This is a genomic window from Victivallis lenta, from assembly GCF_009695545.1.
GTDB classification, from domain to species: Bacteria; Verrucomicrobiota; Lentisphaeria; order Victivallales; family Victivallaceae; genus Victivallis; species Victivallis lenta.
This window is the reverse complement of sequence record NZ_VUNS01000023.1, coordinates 57,230-81,380: the sequence shown is the minus strand read 5'-3', so window position 1 is coordinate 81,380 and position 24,151 is coordinate 57,230. Positions and strand designations below refer to the sequence as shown.

Genomic DNA, 24,151 nt, shown 5'->3' with positions numbered 1-24,151 from the left:
AGATCCAGGATTTGACGAAACAGACTTATCGAGGTATTTTTCATTACGGAGCCCTCCTTTGGGGTTAGGCAACCGTAATATACTGTTACGGACAAAGTTTGGCTCCGCCTTTTTGGCTAATTGTTAGGACACGTCTGAAGATCATTAATGATTTTATCTTTATTCTTGCGACTAAGATATGGATAAACGTCGAAAGCACGTAAAATGATGATATCGTGCAATCTTTGGCGAAACGAAAAATGATACCTTAGGCGATTTTTCAAAAGATTATTTTGCTCAACAGAAAGCAGCGATTTGATTGCTGTGATCTGTTCCGTATATCCTTCGGGCTCATTATCATATTCAGGATAAAGATTTCGGTGTAGCCCTTCCAGATTATAAAGCAATTCCGGCAAGGCATGATTGGTAAATGATGATTTATTGCGCATACCAATCCAATCGTTTAGAACAAACCCAAAAGAGTCGTATTTTTCAAAAAATTTTGTAAAAAGACTCTGTATATCGATGATAATTCTATTTCTTGAAAGCAGCATTTCCCGTGAATGGAGTTCTGTCAACCAAGCCCGATCAATCGATCGGCGGTGAAAGATTTCAACGGTATTATAAACATGATGTCGGGTCTTCGCCAATTTCAGATCACGAACTTGCTTTTGTTGCTCATCCAGCAGAATCCGTTTTTTTGACACCAAGCCAACAATCTGAAATACTACCGTATTTTTGCCAGTTACGAGACAAAAAAAATCGAGAATTCTTTTCTTGTAGTAGGTAAAGCTATTGGAATCTCCCCAATATGGCAACTTTCGATTGCCTTTTGCTTTGATTTCCACGTTATGATAATATGAGGCGGTTAGGTTGCAACTGTCGCTTTTTTGATTGAAAGTGGTTGAAAGCTGAATAATAACAAATTCATCCTCAAACAGACGCAAAATTGGTGGAAATGAAAAAGAACCGATGGATTTCTTATAGCGACGTGAAAAATTTGTTGTTAATGGATGATCCCCTACCCATTCTTCAAGATTTGTAATTCGGAAAGTGAGTTTTTTTAATCGCAAGTTCTCTTTTTTGAAAAATATAGATTTTCCCATTATAAAACACAAAAAAGAAAAACGGGTACTGGTTGTCTTGGCGTCAAACCCTGTAGATGACCAATCGCAGAGCTTAAGGTCAAAAACCGTAATGATTTTTCCATTAGTAGCTTTCCCTAAAGCACTGTTGTACTTTGTAATGGACATATTGGTTAGAACAGGATAACCAAATAATGTAAGGTTTCCAACTCCGTGCTCAGGATCATATTCAAGTGTTCCCCAAAATTCCTTTTGTGGATCAAATTCAGGGACAATCCAAAGGCCTGTAATTTTTTGTGTAATTAATTGCCTTGCTCAAAGGTTTTAGCCATTATTTTGCGATACTCCCTATTTTGCGAGAATAGATATGTACTGTTAGACTTAAAATCAAAGATATTTCTCCTGCCCTGAATTCACGTTTGAAAGGGACTATAGTCTATAAATCAAAGAAAAAGCAAAATAACATAATGCTTGAAGATCATAATGTCAATGTGTACACTAAGCTGTGCAACCAATACTTGGTCCGTATATCTGCAGGTAGAGGATAATTGGTGGTATCAGATGGTATACTTATGCTTGGAAGCGGACAGGAAAGCCAGGAGTTTCTGCTGATAATGACATGGAATAAATTTTCTTGCTCATCTTTAGTCGGGTTCCCAATTGAGTTCAGAAATCCACTTGTATGAAACTTGAAAAATGGAATATAATAAGGACGAGAAATGACCGGAAAATATCTATATTAATTTATAAAAAATCAATGAGAAAACTATTATGATTTCTGGATTTCTGGGAAATAAAAATGGTCGGGATAGAGAGATTTGAACTCTCGACCTTTTGACCCCCAGTCAAACGCGCTAGACCAGACTGCGCTATATCCCGATTTGTTATTTCTTAATATATCCCGTATTGCAGAGAATGCAAGCCGTAATTTGCCCGTAATCGGACTCATTTTTTACTTTTTTAGTCCTATGGACATTTGGATCGAACCTGCGCGACTCCGTGCTGATTTTCGCGACACCATAAACGGAAGCCCGGGCGCCGCACGTTGGGATTTGGTTATTTCGACGCCGTGAAACTCTAGGATCAAGATCTCTTTATGGAGTGCAAACTGCTTTTATTGTTGGGCATCATCAATGAAAATCGAGGCGAGCACCGCCACATTCTGTCGGAACCATCGAACGGCGATGTGATCGTGACAACCGCCTGATCCGTGTCTCGGAAGCAGGGCCGGGGGGCGGATTTCTGCTGCCGGCCGATATCGCGTTGGAGTATCGGTTCATTCCGATGCGGACCGTGGCAGGGAAGGGCGGCTGAGAGGATTCACGAGGTGCGGCCGGTGGATTTATCGATGATTTCTTGGAGAATTTACGTCACGGAATCTTGACTTGCAGCGAATGAAACACTATTGTAAACCGGATGTATGATCAAAACCGCAAGGATACAGTATGGATCTCGTCAATGTCGCGCATAAAATCCGCCAGCTGAGACAACAGCAGCAGCTGACCATCGACCAGCTTGCCGCCCGGAGCGGACTTTCCAAAGGGTATATTTCACGGCTTGAAAATTTCCGGACCGGCGCTTCGCTGCGGGCGCTGAATCTGGTGGCGGCCGCGCTCGGCGTGGATATGATCGAGCTGTTCCGACGCGAAAACGCAAGCCCCGAATATGTGTTCGGCCATCTGAACGAAGGGGAGCAGATCGACCGGAATCAGGGACTCGAATACGGTATCCATTATTTCGCCCTGGCATTCGAAAAAACCGACCGGACCATGAATCCGTTTTTCATCGAATACCGCCCGTGCGACAAAAAACGGGAACTGCTGCAGCACGACAGCCAGGAGTTTTTCATCGTGCTGGAAGGGGAGCTCGATTATGCGGTCGGCAGCCCCGAGAACGCGCGCCGCATGAAAAAGGGCGATACGATCTATCTCGATGCACGGCTGCCGCACGGTGCGAATATCGCGCCCGGCTGCGATTACGCCGCGGCTATCGTGATTTACCACTGAGTACGGGTCTGGTCGAGAAAATACATCCGCATGACGCCTTTTCCCTTGACTTCACAGGGGGGCCGCTCGAGAAAACAGCAGTTCGGCGGTGCCGCTTTGCGGACCTCTTCGGAGACATTGATGCACATCGGCTCCGATAACTGTTCCATTCGCGCCGCGGTGTTGACCGTGTCGCCGAAGATGTCGTAGATATATTTTTCAATGCCGACAATGCCGCCGACGACGCGGCCGGTATGCACGCCGAACCGCATGCGCCACTCATGGGGATGATTCCGGTTGCGCTCCCGGAGGAATCCGATCGCTTCGCAGGCTCCCCCGAGAATGTTGCCGCAATGCCCGGGAGCGGCTTCCGGCAGGCCGGAGACGCAGAGATAGGCGTCTCCGATGGTTTTGATCCGCTCGCAGCCGTGATTCGCAAAAATGTGGTCGAAACCTGTGAAAATATCGGACAATTCGAACAGCACCTCTTCCGGGGCGAGTCTCGCACTTCCGCCCGTGAAGTCAACGATGTCGGAAAAGAGCACCGTGACGTGCTCGAACAACTCGGGTTTGCTGCTCCCGACGGTTTGCAGTTCACCGATGACCCGTTCCGGCAGGATATTGCGCAGCAGCTTCGCGGATTTTTCCTGCTCGCTCTCCAGCGACTCCTTGAGTTCAAGCAGCTTCAAATTGTTTTCGACTATGGCGAAGCGCTGGTCGAGCGCCGCCTCGCGCTCGGCGGCCAGCGTTCGTTCTAGAGCGGTGTTTCGCTCCCTTTCTTCTGACAGCTGCTGCTCGAGGCGGGCGATTTTCTGCAGCAGCTCCTCTTCCCGCTTCACGTGTCTCACCTTATCGGTTGTTTCCGAGCACTTCGTCCCACGGGCGGACGAAACTGGCCTCGTCGCTGCTGAACAGGTTGAACCGCACGATGTGGCAGAGCGCCGCCACGCCATCCTTCCAGCCGATTTTCTTGCCTTCGTCGAAACGGCGCGGATTGTAGGAGATCGGCACCTCCCAGATACGCAGCCGCCGCGACCGGGCGAGCTTCGCGGTCAGTTCCACTTCGATGCCGAACCGGCAGGATTCGAGCTTCAGATTCTGGATGACCTCGCGCCGGAACGCTTTGTAGCAGGTCTCCATGTCCGAGAGATGGATATCCGAGAACCAGTTCGACAGAAAGGTCAGGAATTTATTGCCCATTTCGTGCCGGAAAAAGCGGACCTGCCCGGGGGTTCCCATGAAACGCGATCCGTAGACTGCATCCGCCTTGCCGGCCAGCAGCGGGGCCAGCACCGCCGGATAATCCTCCGGCGTGTACTCGAAATCCGCGTCCTGAACGATGACGAACGGTCGGGCCGCCTCCCGGAAGCCGCGGATCAGCGCCGCGCCTTTGCCTTGATTGACCTCCTGGTTGAACAGGCGGATTCGCGGGTTATCTGCGAATTTCTGCAGATTTTCCCAGGTTTTGTCGGTCGAAGCATCGTTGATGATCAGGAGTTCGCCGACTTCGGTACGCGCCAGCACCCGGTGGATGATTTCATCGATGGTCTGCTCTTCGTTGTAGGCGGGCATCACGACGGAAAGGCATCCGGTTGAAGCGTCCATGGTTTTCTCCTCAACTGCGTCCAAGTTCTTCCGAGCGCGCGCAGGCGGCGCGCACTGCCTGGATGACCGTACCGGCGAAGGCGCGGTCTTCCAGCACTTCGAGCGCCCGGATTGTCGTGCCGCCCGGGCTGGTCACCTGGTCCTTGAGGGCGGTCGGGTGCAAACCGGTCGCCCGGACCATCTCGGCCGCTCCGATCACGGTCTGGACTGCGAGCTCCGTCGCCGCCGCCCGCGGGAGTCCCGAGGCGACGCCGCCGTCGGCCAGCGCCTGAATGAATTCGAAAACGTAGGCGGGGCCGCTGCCCGAGAGCGCGGTGACCGCGTCGAGATTGTGTTCGTCGACCAGCATGACGATGCCGACGGCGCCGAAGATCTTCTCCGCCAGTTTCAGCTCCGCTTCATCGACATCCGGCGCCGCCGCAATGGCGGATGCGCCGCGCTCGATCTGCGCCGGGGTATTCGGCATGACGCGGATCACCTTGCGGCTGCCGGTCAGTTCCGAAAGACGCTGCAGCGGCACGCCGGCGACGATGGAGAGGACGGTTTTTCCGGCCAGCGCCTCCGTGAGTCCGGTGAGGGCTTTCGCCAGAGTCTGCGGTTTGATCGCCAGCAGTACCCGGTCCGCCGCCGCCGCCAGTTCGAAACAGCCGGTGATTGCGCACTCCACGCCGGTCGCTTTGGTGAAGTCCGCCGCCGCGACCGGATTTACATCGTAGGCCAGAAGCTCGGCGGGAGCGAACAGGCCGGACTTGACCAGCCCTCCGGCGATGGCGGTCGCCATTTTACCGGCGCCGATCAATAAAAGTTTACTCATAATCCGTTAGCCTTTCTGATCATGACGGTCAGCTGCCAGAGAATCACTCCGGCGCCGAGGATATACAAATACCAGGCGAAGCAGGCGAGTTTGCCGCGTTTGATGAGCCTGGTAAGGAACGACAGGGCCCAGAAACTGACCGCCGCCGAAACGACGAGGCCGACCGCCATCTGCAGATAAGTGATGTCTCCGGCTTCCGGCGGGTGCTTGAACATTTTATATGCGTGGACGAGCGCCGCGCCCGCGATGACCGGGATCGCCAGCAGAAAGGAGAAGGTCCCGGCCGCCTCCCGGTTCACTCCGGTCAGAATGCCGACCGTGATGGTGGTGCCGGAGCGGGACAATCCGGGCAGAATCGCGAACATCTGTCCGATACCGATCGCGAGCGCCTGGCGGACGGAGATTTTGTCGAGCGGCGTCGGCTCCGCGTCTTCCTGGCCGGACGGACGGATGATGAGCTTCGGTTTTTCCGACAGCCGGAGCAGCGTGGCGGTGATGAGAAATGCGAAACCGATCACCATCAGGTTGTCGAAGAGATCCTTGGCGAAGCCGGAGAGCTCGAGAGCCATGCCGAGAACACCCGCCGGAATCGTTCCGAGGATCAGCATGGCGGCGAGCCGCCATTGCTCCGGCTTCAGAAACCCGAGCAGGGTCTTCCAGTAAAAAATCACGATTGCGAGCAGGGAGCCGGCGTGGAGGACAATGCCCAGCGCCTGGCTTTTCTCCCCGTCGAATCCGAATAGGGCGCCGAGCAGCGCAAGATGACCAGACGAACTGATCGGCAGGAACTCCGCGATTCCCTGAATCACGGCCATGACAATGATGTAAAACCAGACGTTCACTCTTACAGACTACCTTACTTTCGAATCATATGCAAAACGCACCGATACCTCCGCCCCTGTGTGGAGAGGAGGCATCGGCCGCACGGCGGCCGTCCCCGTTATGTTGCCCCGGCAAATCCGGCCGGGCGCCGATACCGGCATTTGTCTGCTCCTTTTCCGCTTCCATTTTGCCGGTTATCGTGCGAAACCCCATAACGCACCATAACCGGCGGAGGAAAGCGGCCGCGGAATCATCCGTCATGACTGCCGCAGGCAGTCGGAACGGAGACATTATTTCTCTTTCGGTTCCGGCTTCGTCGGCCGGATGATGATTTCCAGAACCGGCAGCTTCCAGCGGACACCGCTGGTGTTCGGCTTGCGGGTTCCGGCCAGCCGGAACTCCTTCACGCCGTTCCGCCGGCTCTCCTGCAGCAGGAACCGCTCTTCATTGGTCCGGCACAGGTCCAGATCCCGGTAATTGGAGGGCCGCTCGGACGAAACCAGCAGCAGCACCGTGCCGGGAATGCCGATGGCGAGATCGCGCCCCGAAGCGCTGATTGCGATCACGTTTTCCGGCAGGTCGCCGCTGCTGAGATCCAGCACCTTCGTGGCGCGGCGCCGGGCGAAATCATCGATCGACTTTCCGTCGAAATCCTCCAGATCGATCAGGTCAAGCAGCGGCGCCTGCCGCTCCGTGCTGAATTTGTACGGCCCGTCCGGCTCGCTGACCACATCCTCCTCCAGGTAGCCGCCCTCTTTTTTGAGCTGGTCGATGACGCTTCGCGAGAGGCCGCCGACGCCGGCGCTCTGAAGCAGAGAAGCCGGGGTGCAGCCGAGGATCGGGGCGAGCTTGCTGGCTTCATCGAGGGTCGGAACCGCTTCAAAGCAGTTCTCGAACACCATCAGATGGGAAGCCGGGATGCCGGAAAGGTTGGCCAGCTGCTGATGGGTCAGCCCGCGCTGGCAGCGCAGGGCGAACATGGTCTGGTTGAAGGGGGAACGCATGTTTTCCGCCCCGGTACGGATGCCGGAAAGCATGGACTGCAGTTCGAACGCCTGCGCCCGGTCCAGCATCAGCAGTTCGCAGATCGTGGCCAGCTGCTGCTGGTTCGGCACGATTTTCCCGTGCAGCATCTGGGACACCGCCGAACCGGAAACCTTCAGTCTGGCGGCGAGATCATTCTGGCGAATCTCCGCATTGCGCAGATAGTCGCGAATCAGTTTTCCGAATTTCGTTTTCAAAGGTGTTATTGCCATAAGTATCCTCACTGAGCGTTTCGTATTTTATAAACAGGCTTTCAGGAAGACTGCCCGATTTCCGCCGGCAGGTGCATATCGTTCAACAATACGGAATTGATGGAAACAAAAAGAAAACAATAAGGCGGAAATAAAGAAGACGAGCCTGATTTTAAATTCCCCAACAACCATAATATACAATGCTTTTCCTTGATTCCAAACGAAAAAATACCCGATTTGTTAATTTTTTCATTGATTATCGGAATACACATGGAAAAAAAGAAATTCAAGTAAGGCCGCAATGCCGGAAAAAATATGATTTTACCGTTTTTTGGCACTGCATTCCCTTCCCGCATTTTTATAAAACTGTAATCTGTTGACCGGAAACATACAGATAAAATAGCATGACGGCAAAGCTTTTCAAGACGGGAACGGGAAAAAAATTAAAATCGGTTAAGTGTTGTCTGAAAGTCATCCGGAAGCGGAGCGCAGAATTCGATCTTCTCCCCGGTTACGGGATGCGGCAGCTGCAGTTTCCAGGCGTGCAGCATCTGGCGCTCGATTTCGGGAAGTGCGGAGAGCACCCCGCCGTAGGTCGCATCCCCGAGCACCGGTATTCCGACCGAGGCCAGGTGGACCCGGATCTGATGGGTGCGGCCGGTCAGGATGCGGACTTTCATGAGACTGACCGGGCAGCCGTTGATGCAGCCGCTTTTTTCCAGCCGGTAACGGGTGAGGGCGAACTTGCCGTTGCGTTCGACGACCGCCATTTTCTGGCGGTTGACCGGATGCCGGCCGATGAGTCCGCTGATTTCCGCCTCGGGCCGGTGCGGAATGCCGCGGACGATGGCAAGGTAGGTTTTCGACGTTTCCCGGCCCGCGAAAGCCGTGCAGAGCTTGTACTGGGCATCGGGCGTTTTGGCGATGACCAGACAGCCGGAAGTGTCTTTGTCGAGCCGGTGGACAATCCCGGGGCGGCTCGAACCGCAGGCCAGCGTCTCGGCCAGATTCGGATAACGGCCGAGCAGCGCGTTGACCACCGTGCCGGTCGGGTTGCCGACAGCCGGATGCACAACGACGCCGGCCGGTTTTGAGATGACCAGCATCGCCTCATCCTCGTAGAGGATCGGGAAATCAAATGGTTCCGGAGCCGGTTCCGAGTTTTCCGGCTCCGGCAGCGCTACACGGATTTCCATGCCGGCCCGCACCGGGTAGCGCGGAATCGTCAGCGCCGCGTCGCCGGACGTGACCAGTCCGCCGGCGATCAGCTTCTGCAGGTAGGTGCGCGATGAACCCGGAATCAGCCGCGACAGGCAGCGGTCCAGGCGGGTCCCGGCATCCCCGGCGTCAATGCGAAAGCTCAGTATCTTTTGATTCATGGCGTTGAAAATAGATGAAGAGACCGAGGCCGGCCGGAATGATCAGCAGCCCGATCACCTGGGCGGGCGTGAAAAAATCGGCCAGCACCTTCGGATTGTCGCCGCGCAGCAGTTCATTCAGGAAACGGAAGATGCCGTAGAGCGTCAGATAACTGGCCATCGTGATGCCGCGCTTCGTATGACGCACCAGGTAAAAATAGAGGAAAAAGAGCAGAAATTGCTCCCCCGCCTCATAAAGCTGGACCGGGTGCAGACTTTCACCGGGATAGCAGAGCGCGGGATTGCTGCCTTCCGGATAGGAGACTCCCCAGAAGAGATCGGTCGGCTTTCCCCAGCAGCAGCCGTTCAGGAAGCAGCCGATCCGCCCGCAGGCGTGGGCGATGGCCATGGCCGGCGCGTACACGTCCAGCACACGGACGATGTCGAGCTTGCTGCGGCGGCAGTAGAGCCAGAGCGCGGCCAGCGCCAGCAGGAAGCCGCCGTAGAAAACGAGTCCGCCCTGATCCACCCGGAAGATGCCCCAGAAGTTGTCGCGGTACTGCTTGAAATACTGCACGACATAGAAAATGCGCGCGCCGATGATTCCGGCGATCATGGCGACAAAGAGCGAGGTGGATGCCTGATCCGAACTCATCCGGGCGTATTTTCTGTTCACATTGACCAGCCAGCAGCCGAGGACGAAACCGAGTGCGGCCATCGCCCCGTAGCTGCGGATCGAAAAGCTGCCGAATGACAGAAGAATCGGATGCATTTATGCTTCCCTGTTTTTGGCCGCCGACTTCTTTTCCATCTGCCGGGCGACGGTTTCGAGGGCAAATACAATGATGAATCCGGCCGCGGCGAGACCGACCGCGGACCAGAATTCCGAGCCGAACGAAGTCGGCAGCACATTGGCCGCATCGTCGCTGCCGCCGGCTTTCCACGGCCAGACCTTGCGCAGCGACCCGGCCATGAAGCCGATGAGGACGGCGACCGTGAGATCGTGGAACTTCCGGAACAGCCAGCTCAGAAGCCGGACGAACGAACTGATCCCGAGGACGATGCCGACGACGAAGAGGGCGAGAATCAGCAGGTTCTGCCCGAAATTGGTGCCGGCCTTGAGTTCGTTGACCGCGTTCAGCACATAATCGTACTTGCCCATCAGCAGCAGGATGAACGAACCGGAAATGCCGGGCAGGATCATCGCGCAGATGGCGATCGCTCCGCAGAGCACGAGGTAGATATAGCTGTCGGGCGGATTCCGGAGCAGCGGCAGCCCGACGACGATCCAGCCGGCAGCTCCCCCGGCGATCAGTGCGGCGACGCAGAACGGAGTCCATTTGCGCACCCGGTTGAATACGGCGAAGATGGACGCGACGACCAGCCCGAAAAAGAAGGCCCAGATCAGCACGGGCTGGTTCTTGAGCATCCAGTGAATCGGCGTGGAAAGGACCGCGATGGCGGTGAGGATACCGAGCCCGAGAACCAGCAGGAACGGCCACGGCAGGGTTTTGAACATTTTCCGGATCTGAAAAGTGGCTGCCATGCCGATGGCCTCGGCGGAAGTGAAGCGTTTGATCGATTCGATCAGTTCCTCGTAGATGCCGAGAATGAAGGCCATGGTTCCGCCGGAGACGCCGGGAACGATGTCGGCTCCGCCCATGATGAGGCCGGTGATGTAGATTCGCAGATGCTCTCTGATCGAACGTTTGGCTGTTTTCTTTTCGCTCATGTCTGTCCTTGCGTCATGGATTCTGAATATGGATGCATTGGGGAAATATACACCGTATTTCCAAAAAAACGTAATAAAAAGTCATCTTTTTATCTGGATTTTTCAGAAAAATGGACTATTTTGTAAAAATGCCGAATAAACAACCCCGTGGTGTAACGGTAGCACAACTGGTTTTGGTCCAGTTAGCCCAGGTTCGAATCCTGGCGGGGTTGCCAGACTTGACGAAGTCCCGAACTCCATCGATACTCAATTTTGAATACGTTTTTTTCTTCACACCGGATCCGGTCGATGTTGGCAATCAGGAGTTGCCGCTGGATTTCAAAATTATTTGGATTCTCGGCAAGGAGCCGGGAAAGGTTGGCGATTTCATCGATAAGCCGGTGCATTTCGTCGAAAATGATCTTTTTCGAGTTTTTCAAATCCCGATATTCAAGTATGATTTAGATACGTGGGCGGTTGAGGACGGTGGTTCTGCGGCTGCCGGGAAAGATGAGGTTTTATGGTTCCTGAATTCAGAAAAATCAGCGATTTTCCGAGGGGAACGCTGTTTGCCCTGCTGTCCGACGCGTATTCATTCGATTGCCGGTGCGCACGGCACTGGGGAGGCGACTGGAGGGAGTTCGACAGCTTCTTCTGCGACCGCCCGGAGATTGCCGACCGGTACGGATTTGTCACGACTCTCGACGGCAGGGCCGTCGGGTTTGCTTCGTGGGACCCGAGGCAACAGCCGGAATATGCGATAATCGGGCATAACTGCATTGCCTCGGCTTATAAGGGGCAGGGATACGGCGTCAGGCAGCTTCAAGAGACCGTCGACCGGATTTCCCGGTATGGCGTCGACAGAATCGTCGTGACCACGAACGAACTGATGGTTCCGGCCCGGAGAATGTATGAACGGGTGGGATTCCGGCAGGTCCGGCGCCGGCCGGCCGACGGGTTCGCCGGTGAATATATCGATTACGAGTACTGCCGGTAAATCTTTTCAGGTCAGAAAAGGCGGAAAGCGCGGTATTCTCCCTTTGCCGCCGGAATTTCTCCGGAGGCGAGCAGAAAGGTGTTGTTCCTGAAATCAAAAATATTGTCGATAGCCTCCGGTTGTCTGGCGTCCGAATCAGTATAGCATCGTCCGGCTCCGGATGCAACTCCGGCATCGGACGCGCCGCCGTTTTTCTGCCGGAAATATGGATATTTTTCGTTTCGGCATCGGTTTGCGGAGAGTTGTGCGCATCTTCTTTCATCATAGTCCGGCTTCTGCGTCTTTTCGCAGCATGAAAAGTGGAAGGGAGGAGTGTCACCGCTCCCTGATGAGTTCATCCAGAACACGGAAGAAATCGGCCTCCCTGACAATGCGGGGGGTGCCGCTTTTTTCGCGCAACTCGACTGCCGTTTCGATCTTTCGGCCGTAATTGCCGAAACGCCAGGCCGGGGAGCCGTGGTCGCCTACGACCAAAATCTCCACGACGCCGGACATTTTGTTGCTTTTGTGAGGAATTACCCCGGCTTGTTCCATCAGACGATAGAGCTCCCGGCGGACGATCTGCCGGGTTAGTCTGCCGGTCAGCATGGTTCGTCTGCCGGAGAGCTGTTCCCGGGTCAGCGTGTCGAAAACGAGTCCGGCCACCCTGCGGTCGGAGCGGATCGAGCAGAGAAAGCCGGTCAGGCGCTCTTCCCAGTCCGGGGCGGCCCGTTCGTTCTTCACCCGCTCCTCCAGCAGGCTTGCGAGCCGGCTGACCGGCCAGTGACTCCGGCTTGCGCGATGCTGGACAAACCAGGTGAACAGTCGGTTGAATTCGTAATCTCCGATTTCCGGCCTGTCGCATAAGAAGCCGGCCAGTTGCTGCAGATCGGCAACGGCCTGTTCATAGCTGCAGACCTCCTCTTCCGGTTGGGCGGCGCTCCGGTCGCGGAGCAGTTTCCATGCCTCGAATGTTTCCCTGACAACTCCGTTTTGCTGAATTTCGATCAGGGAGGCGGAAACGGGCCGGAATAGCGGAGTCTCCGCATGATATTCGATATATATTCCGCCTTGATTCACCCGGTTGCCGTGTCCGGCCGCCAGTGCGAGCCGGTCGTTCTTCGGCAGAAGGTTTCGCAAATTCGGAAAGCCGGCGGGAGGAGGTTCCGAAACGGGGGAGGGGGCGGGAGATTGCGGTTCCCGGCGGAATTCGAAGTAGGTCCCGTTCTGATTCACCCGGTGGTTGTTTCCGATTGCAACAGCCTGTTGCGGAACGTTATGGGGCCGGTCCGGCCCGGGCGTGCAGAAATAAATGCCTGCCGCTGCCGCTGCGGAAATACTGAGAGTGAGGGAGAGACGGAATATGATTCTGGGGCGGCGAAAAACTGCCCGGATCGGAAAGGGCATTGCAGAGCGGGCGGCATCCTCCGGTTTCCTGCTTTTCTTTTTCACGGGATTGTCCTTTGATTTTGATTCGACCCGTCTCCTCCCGCGTTTTCCCCGCTTTCGTGTTAGTATAGTGCATGCTCCGGCTTCTGTCAAATCGGCCGGAGCGAAAAAGAGCCGGAACGGCAAAAGCCCCTTGGGGTTCCGGCTCCTGCATTACCGGGCGGAAGCGGTAAAGCGCCGGGCGTCTTCCGCGATGGCGGAGAGCGGTTTGCCGGGCTTGTAGAGTGCCGAGCCGACGCCGATTCCGGCGCAGACTTTCAGGAAGTCCGCCGCATTGGCCGTATCGACGCCGCCGACCGCCATGATCGGCGCCTTGATCACCGCCTTCAGGTCCTTCACATAGCCGGGACCGAGAGCGCCGGCCGGAAAGAGTTTCAGGCAGTCGGCTCCGGCCCGCAGGGCGGCGAACGCCTCGGTCGCGGTGAAGAAGCCCGGCATGGAGACAAGCCCGAGGCGTTTCGTTTCGCGGATGACTTCGGGATTCGTATCCGGCGAGATGATGAAGCGCCCTCCCGCCTCTGCCACTTCGCGGACCGCTGCCGGGGTGAGGACGGTTCCGGCGCCGATCAGCAGTTCCGTTCCGGCGTGGTATTCCCGCGCGGCGCGCCGGATGCTCTCGAGGGCGTCCGGCGAGTTCAGCGGCACTTCGAGGAGCCGGATTCCGGCTTCCCGGAGCGTTTCGCAGACATCCGTAATTTCGTCCGGCGTGATGCCGCGCAGGATCGCGACGACGGGACAGCGTTCGCATTGCTGTTGAAAGGTCATTTTCTCACCTCGCCACCCGGCCCGAACCGGAGCCGTTCATGAGCGCGGCCGCCTCGGCATGGGTCGTATAGTTGTAATCGCCGGAAATCGTGTGTTTGAGGCAGCTGGCCGCCGCCGCGAACCGGATCGCCTGCTGCGGCTCGGCGTACTCTTCGCTGTAAAGCGCGTGAATGAGTCCGGCCCCGAAGGAGTCGCCGCCGCCGAAACGGTCGACGATGTTGCGGATTTCATACGGCGCATAATTGCCGTCCGGGTCGAGCGGTGCGAAAAAGGCACGGTCCGCAGCGCGGTCGTACAGCATTGCTCCCCAGTTGTTATGGTCGGCCGAGATGCTTTCGCGCAGCGTGACGGCGACCCTGGACGCTTTCGGGAAACGTTCGAGCAGCAGTTTCGCCACATCGCGGTAGCCGCCGATGTTGAGCTTGCCGGCCTCGATCTCGGTGGCGTCGGCCCGGATGCCGAAGACGTCGGAGGCATCCTCCTCGTTGCAGATGATCCAGTCGACGAAGGGAACGATCCTGCCCATGCACTCGGCGGCCAGCTCGCGGGGGGCGGTCCCGGGACGCCATTTCCAGAGCTTTTTGCGGAAGTTCAGATCGCAGGAGATCACGATGCCGCGTTCCGACGCGGCTTCGACCAGCGCGAGCGTCGATGCGAAGGCGTTTTCGCTGAGCGACGGAGTAATGCCGGTGATGTGGAGATGCCCGACGCCGTCAAGCATCGCGGCGAAGTCGTAGTCCTCCGGCCCGAGCAGAGAAATCGTGGAGCCTTCGCGGTCGTAGACCACGTTCGAACCGCGCTGTGCCGCGCCGTGCTCGGCATAGTAGACTCCCATGCGCCCCTTCGGATTCCAGGTGATGCGGCCGACGTCGACTCCGAGGCCGCGCAGTTCGGCCGCAAATGCCTGTGCGACCGGATTCGGCGGCAGCGCGGTCAGGTAGCGCGACGGCGTCCCGAGCATGGCCAGAGACGCGCAGACGTTCGCTTCTCCGCCGCCGTAGGTCGCGTCCAGCGTTCCCGGCAGGCTCTGCATGAACCGTTTCCTCCCCGGCGGACAGAGCCGCAGCATGACTTCCCCGAATCCCGCGATACATGTTTCCCGCATGGTGACATCCTCTGTTAGTTATTCTTATTATATGAGAATATATTCTCATTATATTTTAATATAAGCGGCAATCTCACCGGATGCAAATTGAAAAACGGAAAAAAAGCAGTAAAGTAAAGATATGGCAAAAGACGGTGAAAAAACGATAGGCAAGGGGCTCGAGCTGCTCGAGCTGGTGGGCCGGAGCCGGAACGGGCTGCGGGGAAAAGAGATCGCCGAAACGCTCGGGCTGCCGGTCAGCACGGTGTTCCGGCAGTTGAAGTTTCTGGCTGAACGCGGTTTTCTGCGCAACGCCGACGGGGTATACACGCTCGGCGGCGCTCTGATCCGGCTCGGCAATGCGGCCATGCGGCAGAACCCGCTGTCGCGCCTTGCGCATCCGCTGCTGGCCGCGCTGTCGGAAGCGACCTGTGAGACGGTTCACCTGGCCGAGCGGCGCGGCGGGAGCGTGGTTTATATCGACAAGGTGGAAGGGAGCCGGCCGGTCCGCATGGGGTCGATGATCGGCAATACCGGTCCGCTTTACTGCACCGGGGTCGGCAAGGCGATCCTCGCGTTTCTGCCCGAGGCGGAACGCGGGAGGCTGCTGGCTGAGATTGTGTTCACCGCCTGCACGCCGAAGACGATTACCGGCCGGGAAGAGCTTGAGACGGAGCTTGCCGGAATCCGCTGCCGCGGCTATGCGGTGGATGACTGCGAACACGAACCGGGGGTTTTCTGCGTGGCGGCGCCCGTTTTCGATTCACTCGGCGGGGTGGCGGGTGCGGTCAGCGTCTCCGGCTCCGAGCTGTATCTGCGGGACGGGCAGGAGTGCATTGCCGCGCAGGTGACGGCCGCCGCGCGGTCGATCTCCGAACTGCTCCGATAGCGGCAGGTCACATCTGCATGAGCGTCCGCGTGCCGGGCCTGCGGGCGGCGTCCCCGGAGGGGCGCGCCGCCTGTCCTGCGTTCACCTCTGCCTGCGGCGGAGCAGGCGGAAGAGTTCGCCTCCCCAGACGATCAGGCTGGTGGCCGCGATGATCGTCACCCATTCGACGATGCCGAGCGGCGTGGTCCGGAATACACGGCCGCCGAACTGCACCATGACGATCTGCCCGATAAGGATTCCTGCCGTGATCAGCGTGAACGAGCGATTGTCCGCCAGGTGCCGGAAGACCGATTCCCCCGTTCCGAAGCATTTCGCGTTGAAGAGATTCCAGAACTGCAGCATGACAAAGACGCAGAAGAAGACCGTGAGCCAGTGATTGCCTGCCGTCGAATTTTCCTCCAGCCCGAGGTGTTTGATATGGAGCAGCAGCCCGATCAGCGCCGCGAGGAAAACGGCCGCCCCGCCGAAGATGCCGCGCCACATGGCCGGCGTCACGATGAAAGCGCTGTTTTTGCGCGGCGGCCGGTTCATGACTTTCGGATCGGGCGGCTCCGTCGCAAGCGCGAGTGCCGCGAATGTATCCATGATCAGATTCACCCACAGCATCTGGATCACCGTGAGCGGAAGATCGACGCCGATAAACGGCCCGACCATCGCAATGGTCAGCGCCACCACGTTGACCGTCAGCTGGAACAATATGAACCGCTGGATGTTGCGGTAGAGCGATCTCCCCCACATGACCGCGTTCACGATGCTGCCGAACGAGTCGTCGAGCAGGATGATGTCGGCGGCCTCCTTGGCGACCGACGTGCCGGTCTTGCCCATCGCGATGCCGACGTCGGCATAGTTCAGGGCAGGGGCGTCGTTCGTGCCGTCGCCGGTGACCGCAACCACCTGCCCGGAGGCCTTCAGGGCGCGGACGAGCTTGAGCTTGTCGTTCGGCCTCGCCCTCGCCATGATTTTCAGCTTCGGCGCGGCTTCGACCGCCTGTTCGTCGGTGAGGCTGTCGAATTCGGCGCCGGTCATGATGGCGCCGGGCTCAGGTTCACCGTCACTCCAGAGGCGGATCTGACGGCCGATCTCCTTGGCGGTTTCGGGATTGTCGCCGGTGACCATCTTGACCTGAATTCCGGCGCGATAGCAGCTGCCGATCGCCTCCGGCACGTCCGGACGGACCGGGTCGGCGATCGCGGTGAATCCGAGCCAGGTCAGTTCTTTCGCTTCCTCGGCGAGTTCGTCGCTGCCGCCGGGATTTTCGCGGAATGCAAAGCCGAGCGTGCGCATTCCGCGCGACTGCCACTCCTTCAGCGCGGCCAGCTGTTCGCGTTTCACGGCGTCCGTGAGCGGAGCGGTTCCTTCGGCGGTTTCATAGTTTGCGCAGAGATTGAGCAGGATTTCGGGCGCCCCCTTGGCCAGCAGCAGCCGGACGCCGTCCGGCGTGCTTCCGCGTGTCGCCATGAATTTGCGTTCGGTCGTGAAGGTCCACTGATAGTCGATGGCGAACGAGGCGCGGGCGGATTCGTAGTCGATTCCCTGCGAATCGAGCCAGAGAAGCAGCGCACCTTCGGTCGGATTCCCGATGGGCTGCGGATCGGCCGGATCGACCCGCGAAAGGTTCGCGGTCGAGTTCCCTGCGATATTGACGGCGAGGAAGGCGAGCGCTTCCGGCCGCGCGAGCCGCGGGAAAGCCGCCTCCTGCACGTGCATCCGGTTCATGGTCAGCGTGCCGGTCTTGTCGGTGCAGATCACGGTCGCCGCGCCGATGGTTTCGCACGCGTGCATCTTGCGGACGAGGTTGTTGGCGGCGGTCATCTTGCGCATCGAGTAGGCGAGGCTCAGCGTCACGCTCATGGCGAGCCCTTCCGGGACCGCGACGACGATCAGCGTGACGGCGATCATGAAAAAGGTCACGAACTTCGGCAGCGCCTCCGGCGCGATCCACTCGCGCACCGCCTCCGGGAGCGTTCCGGCGAGCGCCATGATTCCGAGTCCCGCCCCGGCGATCGCGATTCCGGCGAGCAGGAAGACGAGCCAGCTTCTGAATCCTTTGTTCTGCAGGCCGGCGGGAAGGGGGGAGCGCCCCCTGATGAGCCCGATGCCGTCGCAGACGATCGGCAGCCAGACCTGAATCAGCGCGACGAGGATCGCGACGAGGAGCAGCCCGGAAACGGTCCACTGTGCGGCGCTCTGCACCAGCGAGCCGGAGACGATGCCGCCGAAAACGAGCGCCGAGAACGTGATCGCCGCGATCATGAAACCGACCAGCCCGATGAGTTTGCCGAGCTGGCCGAGCTGACGGTTCAGAGGGGTTTCCGTATCGCTTTTTTCGCTCGCGGCGACGGCGGTTCTGCCGATTTCGGTGCCGGCGCCGACGGCGGTGATTTCGAGATAGCCGTATCCTTCGACGGCGGCGGTGCCGCGCAGGACGAGAAACGGCGGATAAGTCTCCTCTCCGGGAGCTTGCGCGGCGGCGTCCGCCTCGCTGATTTTGACGGCCGGATCGGATTCCCCGGTCAGCTTCGACTGGTCGATCTGCAGATTGACCGCCTCGAGCACCTTGCCGTCGGCGGGAGCCTCTTCGCCGTTTTCGAGGAACAGGATGTCCCCGACGACGAGCTCGCGTTTCGGAATCTGGCGGAATTCACCGTCGCGGATCACCTTGACCGGCGTATCGTCGCTGACCTTGTTCAGAATGTCGAACTCCTTTTCGGCGCGGAATTCGTTCAGGAAGGACAAGCCGGTCGCCAGCAGCACCGCGATGACGATGCCGGCTCCTTCGACCAGGCCGCCGGTCGCCGTCGAGATCAGGGCGGCGATGATCAGAATCCGGATCACCGGGTCGTCGAATTTGGCGAGGAACTGTTTGTACCACGGTTCCCGTTCGGGGGGAGCCAGCAGGTTTTCGCCGTGCAGGCGGCGGCTGTTTTCCACTTCGGCGGCGGTCAGGCCGCGGTAACGGATGGCGGAACGACTGTTTTTTTCACTCATGAATTTCCCTGATGTATACGATCGAATTTAAATTTAATACAACATACATCCGCGCCGGTTCTTTTCCAGATCGGAATGGAAAATTAACGAGATTCTAATAATTCGCGCCGGGCGGCATATCGACACTATGAAGACGGAGTGCAACACGTCGCGACTGTTTGAGCTTTTAGCGAAATATCAACAGCATTTCGCTAAGAACTCCCGAGGCTGCGGCGTCTCATCAGGCAAATCGCTGCGATTGAAGGGGGCAAGTCAGGGAGTTCCGAAGATGAAAGAAACGTTGCCGACCATCCTCTGGGTCAACGCCGTCGCCATCCTTTTTGTGCTTGCTGCGGCAAGCATTACGGATACGTTGGATGTGAAGCTGTTCGGATTGGACATTGCCGGGGCGCCGTCACTATTATCCATCGTTTCCGCTGTTTCTCTTTTCCTGTTTCTTATTTTAAACGGGATTCTTTGCTTTTGTCGCCCGCGTATCGGGAGATATCTGTTTCTTGGGTTGAACGTGTGGTGAGCGGTCTGTTCCTCTTGGGATTTCCTGCTTGCGGTGATTGAAACACGGGGAGAAAAAATCGACCTGACTTTCCTGCTGCCGGTATTGATTTTAATTGCAATGATGCGGATCGGAGAGAAAACGGTATCGTGATCCGGCTGGAAAAAACGCATGCCGGACTGAGTGTCGGCATGCGTGAAATTACGGAATGGCCGGGAGCGCAATCATCCGCGCTTGGCGCGTTTTTCGGCGCGCTTCTCCTTCAGGGTCTTGGTGGGGGCCTTCTTGGTTTCCTTCTTTGCGTCCTGACTTTTGCTCATAATGGTAACCCTCCTTTTTTGAAGTTGAACTTAAGATAGCACCGGCCAGGACAAAGTCAAGCGTTGACCGCCAGAAATGCGATGTATGCGCAGTAAAGCGCCAGCAGCACGGCGCCTTCCCGGCGCACGACCTTCCGCCCGGTGTGCATGAACGGCACGAGCAGCAGCGTCGATACCAGCAGCATCCCCCAGTCGACCGGAGTGATGCCGGCGGCCGAAACCGGCCGGATCATCGGCGCGATTCCCATGATTCCGAGCATGTTGAACAGGTTGGAGCCGACTACGTTGCCGACCGCGATGTCCTGCTCGCCGCGTGCGGCGGCGACCAGGCTGGTCGCCAGTTCGGGCAGACTGGTTCCGACCGCGACGATAGTGAGTCCGATCACGGCTTCGGAAAGATGCGCCATGCGCCCGAGCCCGACTGCGCCGTCAACGATGAATTTGCCGCCGAGAACGAGGGCGGCGGCGCCGCCGATGACGAAGGCGGCGGCGAGCCACAGCGGATATTTCCGGCTGTTCTCCACCTCCTCCCTGATTTCGGTTTCCGCATCGCCGCTCCCGTCGCGCTTCTCAAGGCGGATGTTCCAGGCGATGTAGGCCAGCAGCCCGGCGAAGAACACGGCGCCGGTGAGCCGGTTGAAGCCGCCGAGCAGAAGGCCGATCGCTGCCATGGCCAGCGTGACCGCCGTCATGACCGGCAGGTCGAACCGCAGCACCTTGCTGTGCACCGAAAGCGGCGCGATGACGGCCGAAAGTCCGAGGATCAGCGCGATGTTGCAGATGTTCGAGCCGATCACGTTGCCGATGCTGATGTCGCTTGAACCCGCCAGCGCGGCCTGAACGCTGACCACGAGCTCCGGCGCGCTTGTGGCGAATGCGACGAGCGTCAGGCCGATCACGAGTGCGGAAACTCCGAAGCGGGTTGCGATCGACACGCCGCCTTTCACCAGGAAGTCGGCGCCGTAATAGAGAAATGCGGTTCCGCCCGCCAGCTGGAGGAGGATGGTCAGCATGGTCAGAACTTCTCCGCCAGCTTCGAGAGCGCCGATCGCGCGGCCGCTTCGTTTCCGGCGAGGCGCTCCTGGTCGAGGTTCGTTCCTTCGAGGGAGACCACGGCGGCGTCAAGCCCGTTGAATTCCGCCCAGAAGCGCAGGTACGGGCGCAGGTGGTCGAGTTTCAGCATCTCCGGCGTATCGTAGACGCCGCCGCAGGCGCAGACGAACAACGCCTTTTTTCCGCCGAGCAGCGGCACGTATCCCTTGCCGGGTTCCATGCCGAAGCTCCAGCCGGACTGCATGACGCGGTCGATCCACTGTTTCAGGTGATAGGGCATCGAGAAATTCCACATCGGCGTGCTGACGACGAGCCGGTCGGCCTCCCGGAGCTGTTCGAAGCTGCTTTGCGCGTTCCGCCACTCCCGCGCTTCGGCGGGGGTGAGCTCAAGCTCGCGGGGCGCCTTGAATTTCGCGGCGGCGCCGGCTTCGCCGAACCGGGGCTGGGCGACTGCACCGATATCGATCTCCGCCAGCCGGTAATCCGGGTTGCGTTTCAGGAATTCGGCGATGAACGCATTCGCAAGCCGCCTCGAATGCGAACGCTCAAGCCGCGGGGACGCGGCGATGTGCAGCAGTTTTTTCATCTTTCCTCTCCAATCGGGTTGACTCCGTTTTTGCAGCATGCGGGAACTATACCACAAATTACCGCGAAATTCAATCGTTCCGGCATGGTAATTTCGGAATATCGAATTATATTACAGGAAATGCACGGCCTTCCGCCGGAGAGAGAGCGTTGGAGATGTTGAGACAGTTATTTACCAGATTCACCGGCTGCTTCAGCCGTCGTCAATTCCTGGAGCCGGGCGGATACCGCGAGATCTGGCGGATCGCGTGGCCGCTCGTCGTGTTGAATGCAAGCAATACGGTCATGATGATCACGAACCGCGTTTTCATCGCCAGGAGTTCCCCCGAGGAGATCGCGGCGGCCATGCCGGCCGGCCAGATGTTTTTCACGCTGATGGCGTTTTTCCTGATCACCACAGGCTTCACCGCCACCATCGTCGCCCAGTTTCACGGCCACCGCGACGGCATCGGCTGCGTGAAGGCGGCCTGGAACGGCTTTTATTTCGGCGCGGCGGTCGCGGCGCTGCTCGCCTTTGCTCTCCCCGCGGCCGGGTACTGGATCATCATGCACAACGGGCACGACCCGGTCATCGCGCTGCAGGAGGCGGACTATTTCGTCGCCATGGCCCCCTGCGCCGGGCTGACCTGCATGGAGACCGCGTTTCTCTCGTTCTTCACGGGCCGCGGCAAAACCGCGCTCGTGGCCGGAATCAAGATCATCGGCTGCATTGTCTGCATCCCGATGAACTACCTGCTGATCTTCGGCGGTTTCGGGCTGCCGGCGCTCGGGATTCTCGGGGCGGGGCTGGCGAACTCGTTCGCGAATCTCTGCACGTTCGCGATCGCGCTTTCGTTTTTCCTGCTGGTCCGCCAGAGTGAGTTTCCCACCAGGAGTTACAAGGCATTCGACCGGGTGTTCATCCGGCGGCTGCTGCGGTTCGGCATGCCGGCCGGATTCCAGACCTTTCTGCGCAACGCGGCCTTCGCGGTCGTGGTCATGATGATCGGGCACCTCGGGAACGAAGAGCTGACCGCCACGAGCATCGCTCTTTCGATCAACATGATCGGCAACATGCCGATGATCGGGCTCATGGATGCGACCAGCGTGGTCACCGGCCAGTTCATCGGCCAGCGGCGGCTGCTCGTCGTCGAGCGGATCTCCGGCCGTTCGTGGCGGATGCTGATGTGCTGGACGCTTTCGATGGGGCTGCTTTACTGGCTCGCGCCGGAGTTCCTGATCCGTCTCTTCGGGTCGCGGAATACCGCGTCCGCCAGCATGGATATGTCGCAGGTGACCGACTATGCGGTCACGATTCTCCGTTTCGCGGCCGTTTTCAACATTCTCGACGCGACCCGCTTCATCGCCATGGGCAGCCTGCGCGGCGCCGGAGACACGACCGTTCCGCTCTGGATCGGCATGGCGACTTCGTGGCTGATCCAGATTCCGGGAACCGTGCTGCTCGTCTACGTGTATCGCGCCAGCATCGGCGCGGTCTGGGCGCTCATCACCTTCTATATCGCGGTCGATGCCGCGCTGATGGTCTGGCGGCGGCGGTCGGGCGCCTGGAAAAAGATCAACCTGATCGGGCTGCCGCCCGCTTCTCCGGCCGCGGAGCTGCGCGAGCACCCCGAAGACGCATCGGCCTGACGGGAACAGGGGAGGGGACGGATGATCTGCAAGGGACCGCTGACGCCGGCGCAGCTGGCGTCGTCTCAGCATAACTACCATATTTTCAGCCTGATCAACGGGCTCTCGTACATGTGTCTCGGCGAAACGGTGCTGATTCTGCTCGCCGTCCGGCTCGGCTGCCCGGATTACATCGTTTCGACGCTCGGGGCGATGATCTACTTCGGGTTTCTGCTGCTGCCGCTCGGCAAGGTCGTCACCGCCCGGGCCGGGGCCGCGAAGAGCCAGTCGATCTTCTGGGTCGCCCGGAATGCGGCCGCGCTGCTGGTCGCGCTGGCGGCTGTGGTCAGCATCTCGGGCATGCCGCGCACGGCCACGGCGCTGCTGCTGGCCGGGGCGTTCTTCTTCTACGGTTTCCGGGCTGCGGGCGTGGTCATGTCGCAGCCGCTGGTCGGGAACATCACGAACGAGAAAGACCGGGCGAAGGTGATCGGCGTCAACGCCGGATTCTTCTATCTGTCGTGCCTCGCCGCGCTGGTCACGATCAGCATTCTCCTGAAACTCTGCGACAGCCTGGCGATGCTGACCGGCATTGTGGTCGCCGGCGCGCTGCTCGGTTTCACCGCGTCGCGCTTCATCAACCGGATCTGCGAGACCGAAGCCATCCGCGATTCGGCCCGGAAGCCGATCGCCGGGGAGTTCAGGCTGCTTTTTCACGACAAGTCGCTGCTGCGGCTGCTGGCTTCGGGATTTGCAGTCAATCTCGCGGTCATCATGCTGATTCCGATTTCGATGCTGGCTTTGAAGCGCGGCTGCGGCGTCAGCGACACGGAAGCGCTGCTCTTCGCGCTGGCCCAGTTCGGCGCGAGTGCCGGGGCGTCGTTCCTCTCGGGGCGGATTTCAAACACGATCGGGCCGCGCAGGACGCTGCTCTATTCGTATCTTCTGCTGCTCGGCGCCGGTGTGCTCTGGGTGATTGCTCCGTCGGGCTTCAGCCCCGTCTACCTGACGCTGCCGTTCCTGATCGCGGGAGCGACCAATGTCGGGACCGCGAACTCGGTCACGCACTATTTCCTGCAGACGGTGCCGGAGGAGAAGCGCGTGGCCGCCTCGATGTTCATCGCGGTCGTCAACGGCGCCGGAGCCGGCATCGTCGGCATGCTGCTCGCCGGTGTGCTGCTCGACCGCTGCACCGGCATAGAGGCGGATTCGCCGCTGACCGGTTACCGGCTCTATTTCGCGCTGTCGGTCCTGCTGCTGTCGGCCGGGATCTGGGTCATCTCGCGCCTGACGCCGCTGCCGCCTGAACGCCGGAAGATCAGGAAGAGCTGGAACGAGACGGTGTAG

The 24,151-nt window shown here is 58.5% G+C and carries 22 protein-coding genes and 2 tRNA genes; 7 read left to right on the top strand and 17 right to left on the bottom strand.

Annotated features, from left to right (window positions below; translation table 11 throughout):
- Window positions 1–116: 116 nt before the first annotated feature.
- Both FYJ85_RS17390 and FYJ85_RS17385 read right to left on the bottom strand, forming a co-directional pair.
- Complete coding sequence (locus tag FYJ85_RS17390) at window positions 117–1,355, bottom strand: ApeA N-terminal domain 1-containing protein (protein WP_338116709.1); 1,239 nt, start codon at window positions 1,353–1,355, stop codon at window positions 117–119.
- A gap of 509 nt (window positions 1,356–1,864) precedes the next feature.
- A tRNA-Pro gene (locus FYJ85_RS17385) sits at window positions 1,865–1,943 on the bottom strand.
- A gap of 566 nt (window positions 1,944–2,509) precedes the next feature.
- Between FYJ85_RS17385 and FYJ85_RS17380 the strand changes: the two genes are divergently transcribed.
- A complete protein-coding gene (locus FYJ85_RS17380) occupies window positions 2,510–3,070 on the top strand; it encodes a helix-turn-helix domain-containing protein (protein WP_106052052.1) in 561 nt (186 codons plus the stop codon).
- On the opposite strand, the gene FYJ85_RS17375 is transcribed toward FYJ85_RS17380, so the two are convergent.
- The 8 genes from FYJ85_RS17375 to FYJ85_RS17340 form a co-directional block, all read right to left on the bottom strand.
- Entirely contained in the window at window positions 3,061–3,897 is an 837-nt protein-coding gene (locus FYJ85_RS17375) for an adenylate/guanylate cyclase domain-containing protein (RefSeq protein WP_177994669.1), read from the bottom strand. The genes FYJ85_RS17380 and FYJ85_RS17375 overlap by 10 nt on opposite strands.
- Window position 3,898: 1 nt before the next feature.
- Window positions 3,899–4,654, bottom strand: coding sequence for a glycosyltransferase family 2 protein (locus FYJ85_RS17370; RefSeq protein ID WP_106052050.1), 756 nt, complete (start codon window positions 4,652–4,654; stop codon window positions 3,899–3,901).
- A gap of 10 nt (window positions 4,655–4,664) precedes the next feature.
- The gene (gene proC, locus FYJ85_RS17365) at window positions 4,665–5,468 is read right to left on the bottom strand and encodes a pyrroline-5-carboxylate reductase (RefSeq protein WP_154419775.1); all 804 of its coding nucleotides are present in this window, start codon (window positions 5,466–5,468) and stop codon (window positions 4,665–4,667) included.
- A complete protein-coding gene (locus FYJ85_RS17360) occupies window positions 5,465–6,310 on the bottom strand; it encodes an undecaprenyl-diphosphate phosphatase (RefSeq protein WP_106052046.1) in 846 nt (281 codons plus the stop codon). The genes proC and FYJ85_RS17360 overlap by 4 nt, the downstream gene beginning before the upstream one ends.
- A gap of 270 nt (window positions 6,311–6,580) precedes the next feature.
- Window positions 6,581–7,546 carry a helix-turn-helix domain-containing protein gene (locus FYJ85_RS17355; RefSeq protein ID WP_106052043.1) on the bottom strand — a complete coding sequence of 322 codons (966 nt, stop codon included), beginning with the start codon at window positions 7,544–7,546 and terminating at the stop codon, window positions 6,581–6,583.
- Window positions 7,547–7,968: 422 nt separating this feature from the next.
- On the bottom strand, window positions 7,969–8,904 hold the full coding sequence (locus tag FYJ85_RS17350) for an RluA family pseudouridine synthase (RefSeq protein WP_106052042.1): 936 nt from the start codon (window positions 8,902–8,904) through the stop codon (window positions 7,969–7,971).
- Window positions 8,873–9,655, bottom strand: a complete 783-nt coding sequence (gene lgt, locus FYJ85_RS17345) for a prolipoprotein diacylglyceryl transferase (RefSeq protein ID WP_154419774.1) — start codon at window positions 9,653–9,655, stop codon at window positions 8,873–8,875. Before lgt ends, FYJ85_RS17350 begins: the two co-directional genes overlap by 32 nt.
- The gene (locus FYJ85_RS17340) at window positions 9,656–10,615 is read right to left on the bottom strand and encodes a DUF368 domain-containing protein (RefSeq protein ID WP_206213270.1); all 960 of its coding nucleotides are present in this window, start codon (window positions 10,613–10,615) and stop codon (window positions 9,656–9,658) included. It abuts the gene before it with no gap.
- Between the two features lie 141 nt (window positions 10,616–10,756).
- Here FYJ85_RS17340 and FYJ85_RS17335 point away from each other — a divergent pair.
- A tRNA-Gln gene (locus FYJ85_RS17335) sits at window positions 10,757–10,830 on the top strand.
- On the opposite strand, the gene FYJ85_RS17330 is transcribed toward FYJ85_RS17335, so the two are convergent.
- Complete coding sequence (locus FYJ85_RS17330; RefSeq protein WP_154419773.1) at window positions 10,798–11,034, bottom strand: hypothetical protein; 237 nt, start codon at window positions 11,032–11,034, stop codon at window positions 10,798–10,800. The two genes, FYJ85_RS17335 and FYJ85_RS17330, sit on opposite strands and share 33 nt — an antisense overlap.
- A gap of 80 nt (window positions 11,035–11,114) precedes the next feature.
- On the opposite strand from FYJ85_RS17330, the gene FYJ85_RS17325 reads away from it, so the two are divergent.
- Window positions 11,115–11,591: a GNAT family N-acetyltransferase gene (locus FYJ85_RS17325; protein ID WP_106052037.1), complete on the top strand. Its 477-nt coding sequence runs from the start codon at window positions 11,115–11,117 to the stop codon at window positions 11,589–11,591.
- Window positions 11,592–11,906: 315 nt separating this feature from the next.
- Here the strand turns inward: FYJ85_RS17325 and FYJ85_RS17320 are convergent, their stop codons facing one another.
- The 3 genes from FYJ85_RS17320 to FYJ85_RS17310 form a co-directional block, all read right to left on the bottom strand.
- Entirely contained in the window at window positions 11,907–12,806 is a 900-nt protein-coding gene (locus FYJ85_RS17320; RefSeq protein WP_154419772.1) for a BRCT domain-containing protein, read from the bottom strand.
- Between the two features lie 366 nt (window positions 12,807–13,172).
- On the bottom strand, window positions 13,173–13,784 hold the full coding sequence (locus FYJ85_RS17315; protein ID WP_154419771.1) for a 2-dehydro-3-deoxy-6-phosphogalactonate aldolase: 612 nt from the start codon (window positions 13,782–13,784) through the stop codon (window positions 13,173–13,175).
- 4 nt (window positions 13,785–13,788) lie between these two features.
- The gene (locus FYJ85_RS17310) at window positions 13,789–14,889 is read right to left on the bottom strand and encodes a sugar kinase (protein ID WP_106052031.1); all 1,101 of its coding nucleotides are present in this window, start codon (window positions 14,887–14,889) and stop codon (window positions 13,789–13,791) included.
- A gap of 121 nt (window positions 14,890–15,010) precedes the next feature.
- Between FYJ85_RS17310 and FYJ85_RS17305 the strand changes: the two genes are divergently transcribed.
- The gene (locus tag FYJ85_RS17305) at window positions 15,011–15,757 is read left to right on the top strand and encodes an IclR family transcriptional regulator (RefSeq protein WP_106052030.1); all 747 of its coding nucleotides are present in this window, start codon (window positions 15,011–15,013) and stop codon (window positions 15,755–15,757) included.
- 81 nt (window positions 15,758–15,838) lie between these two features.
- Here FYJ85_RS17305 and FYJ85_RS17300 read toward each other — a convergent pair whose 3' ends face one another.
- Window positions 15,839–18,745 (bottom strand): calcium-translocating P-type ATPase, PMCA-type, encoded by a 2,907-nt coding sequence (locus FYJ85_RS17300; RefSeq protein ID WP_154419770.1) that lies wholly within the window; start codon window positions 18,743–18,745, stop codon window positions 15,839–15,841.
- A gap of 268 nt (window positions 18,746–19,013) precedes the next feature.
- Between FYJ85_RS17300 and FYJ85_RS17295 the strand changes: the two genes are divergently transcribed.
- Window positions 19,014–19,259 (top strand): hypothetical protein, encoded by a 246-nt coding sequence (locus FYJ85_RS17295; RefSeq protein WP_154419768.1) that lies wholly within the window; start codon window positions 19,014–19,016, stop codon window positions 19,257–19,259.
- Between the two features lie 355 nt (window positions 19,260–19,614).
- Here the strand turns inward: FYJ85_RS17295 and FYJ85_RS17290 are convergent, their stop codons facing one another.
- Together FYJ85_RS17290 and FYJ85_RS17285 are read right to left on the bottom strand one after the other, a co-directional pair.
- Window positions 19,615–20,571 (bottom strand): calcium/sodium antiporter, encoded by a 957-nt coding sequence (locus FYJ85_RS17290; protein WP_106052026.1) that lies wholly within the window; start codon window positions 20,569–20,571, stop codon window positions 19,615–19,617.
- Between the two features lie 2 nt (window positions 20,572–20,573).
- On the bottom strand, window positions 20,574–21,197 hold the full coding sequence (locus tag FYJ85_RS17285; protein WP_158703724.1) for an FMN-dependent NADH-azoreductase: 624 nt from the start codon (window positions 21,195–21,197) through the stop codon (window positions 20,574–20,576).
- A 155-nt stretch (window positions 21,198–21,352) separates the two neighbouring features.
- Between FYJ85_RS17285 and FYJ85_RS17280 the strand changes: the two genes are divergently transcribed.
- Both FYJ85_RS17280 and FYJ85_RS17275 read left to right on the top strand, forming a co-directional pair.
- On the top strand, window positions 21,353–22,825 hold the full coding sequence (locus FYJ85_RS17280) for an MATE family efflux transporter (protein WP_106052022.1): 1,473 nt from the start codon (window positions 21,353–21,355) through the stop codon (window positions 22,823–22,825).
- A gap of 21 nt (window positions 22,826–22,846) precedes the next feature.
- Entirely contained in the window at window positions 22,847–24,151 is a 1,305-nt protein-coding gene (locus FYJ85_RS17275; RefSeq protein WP_154419766.1) for an MFS transporter, read from the top strand.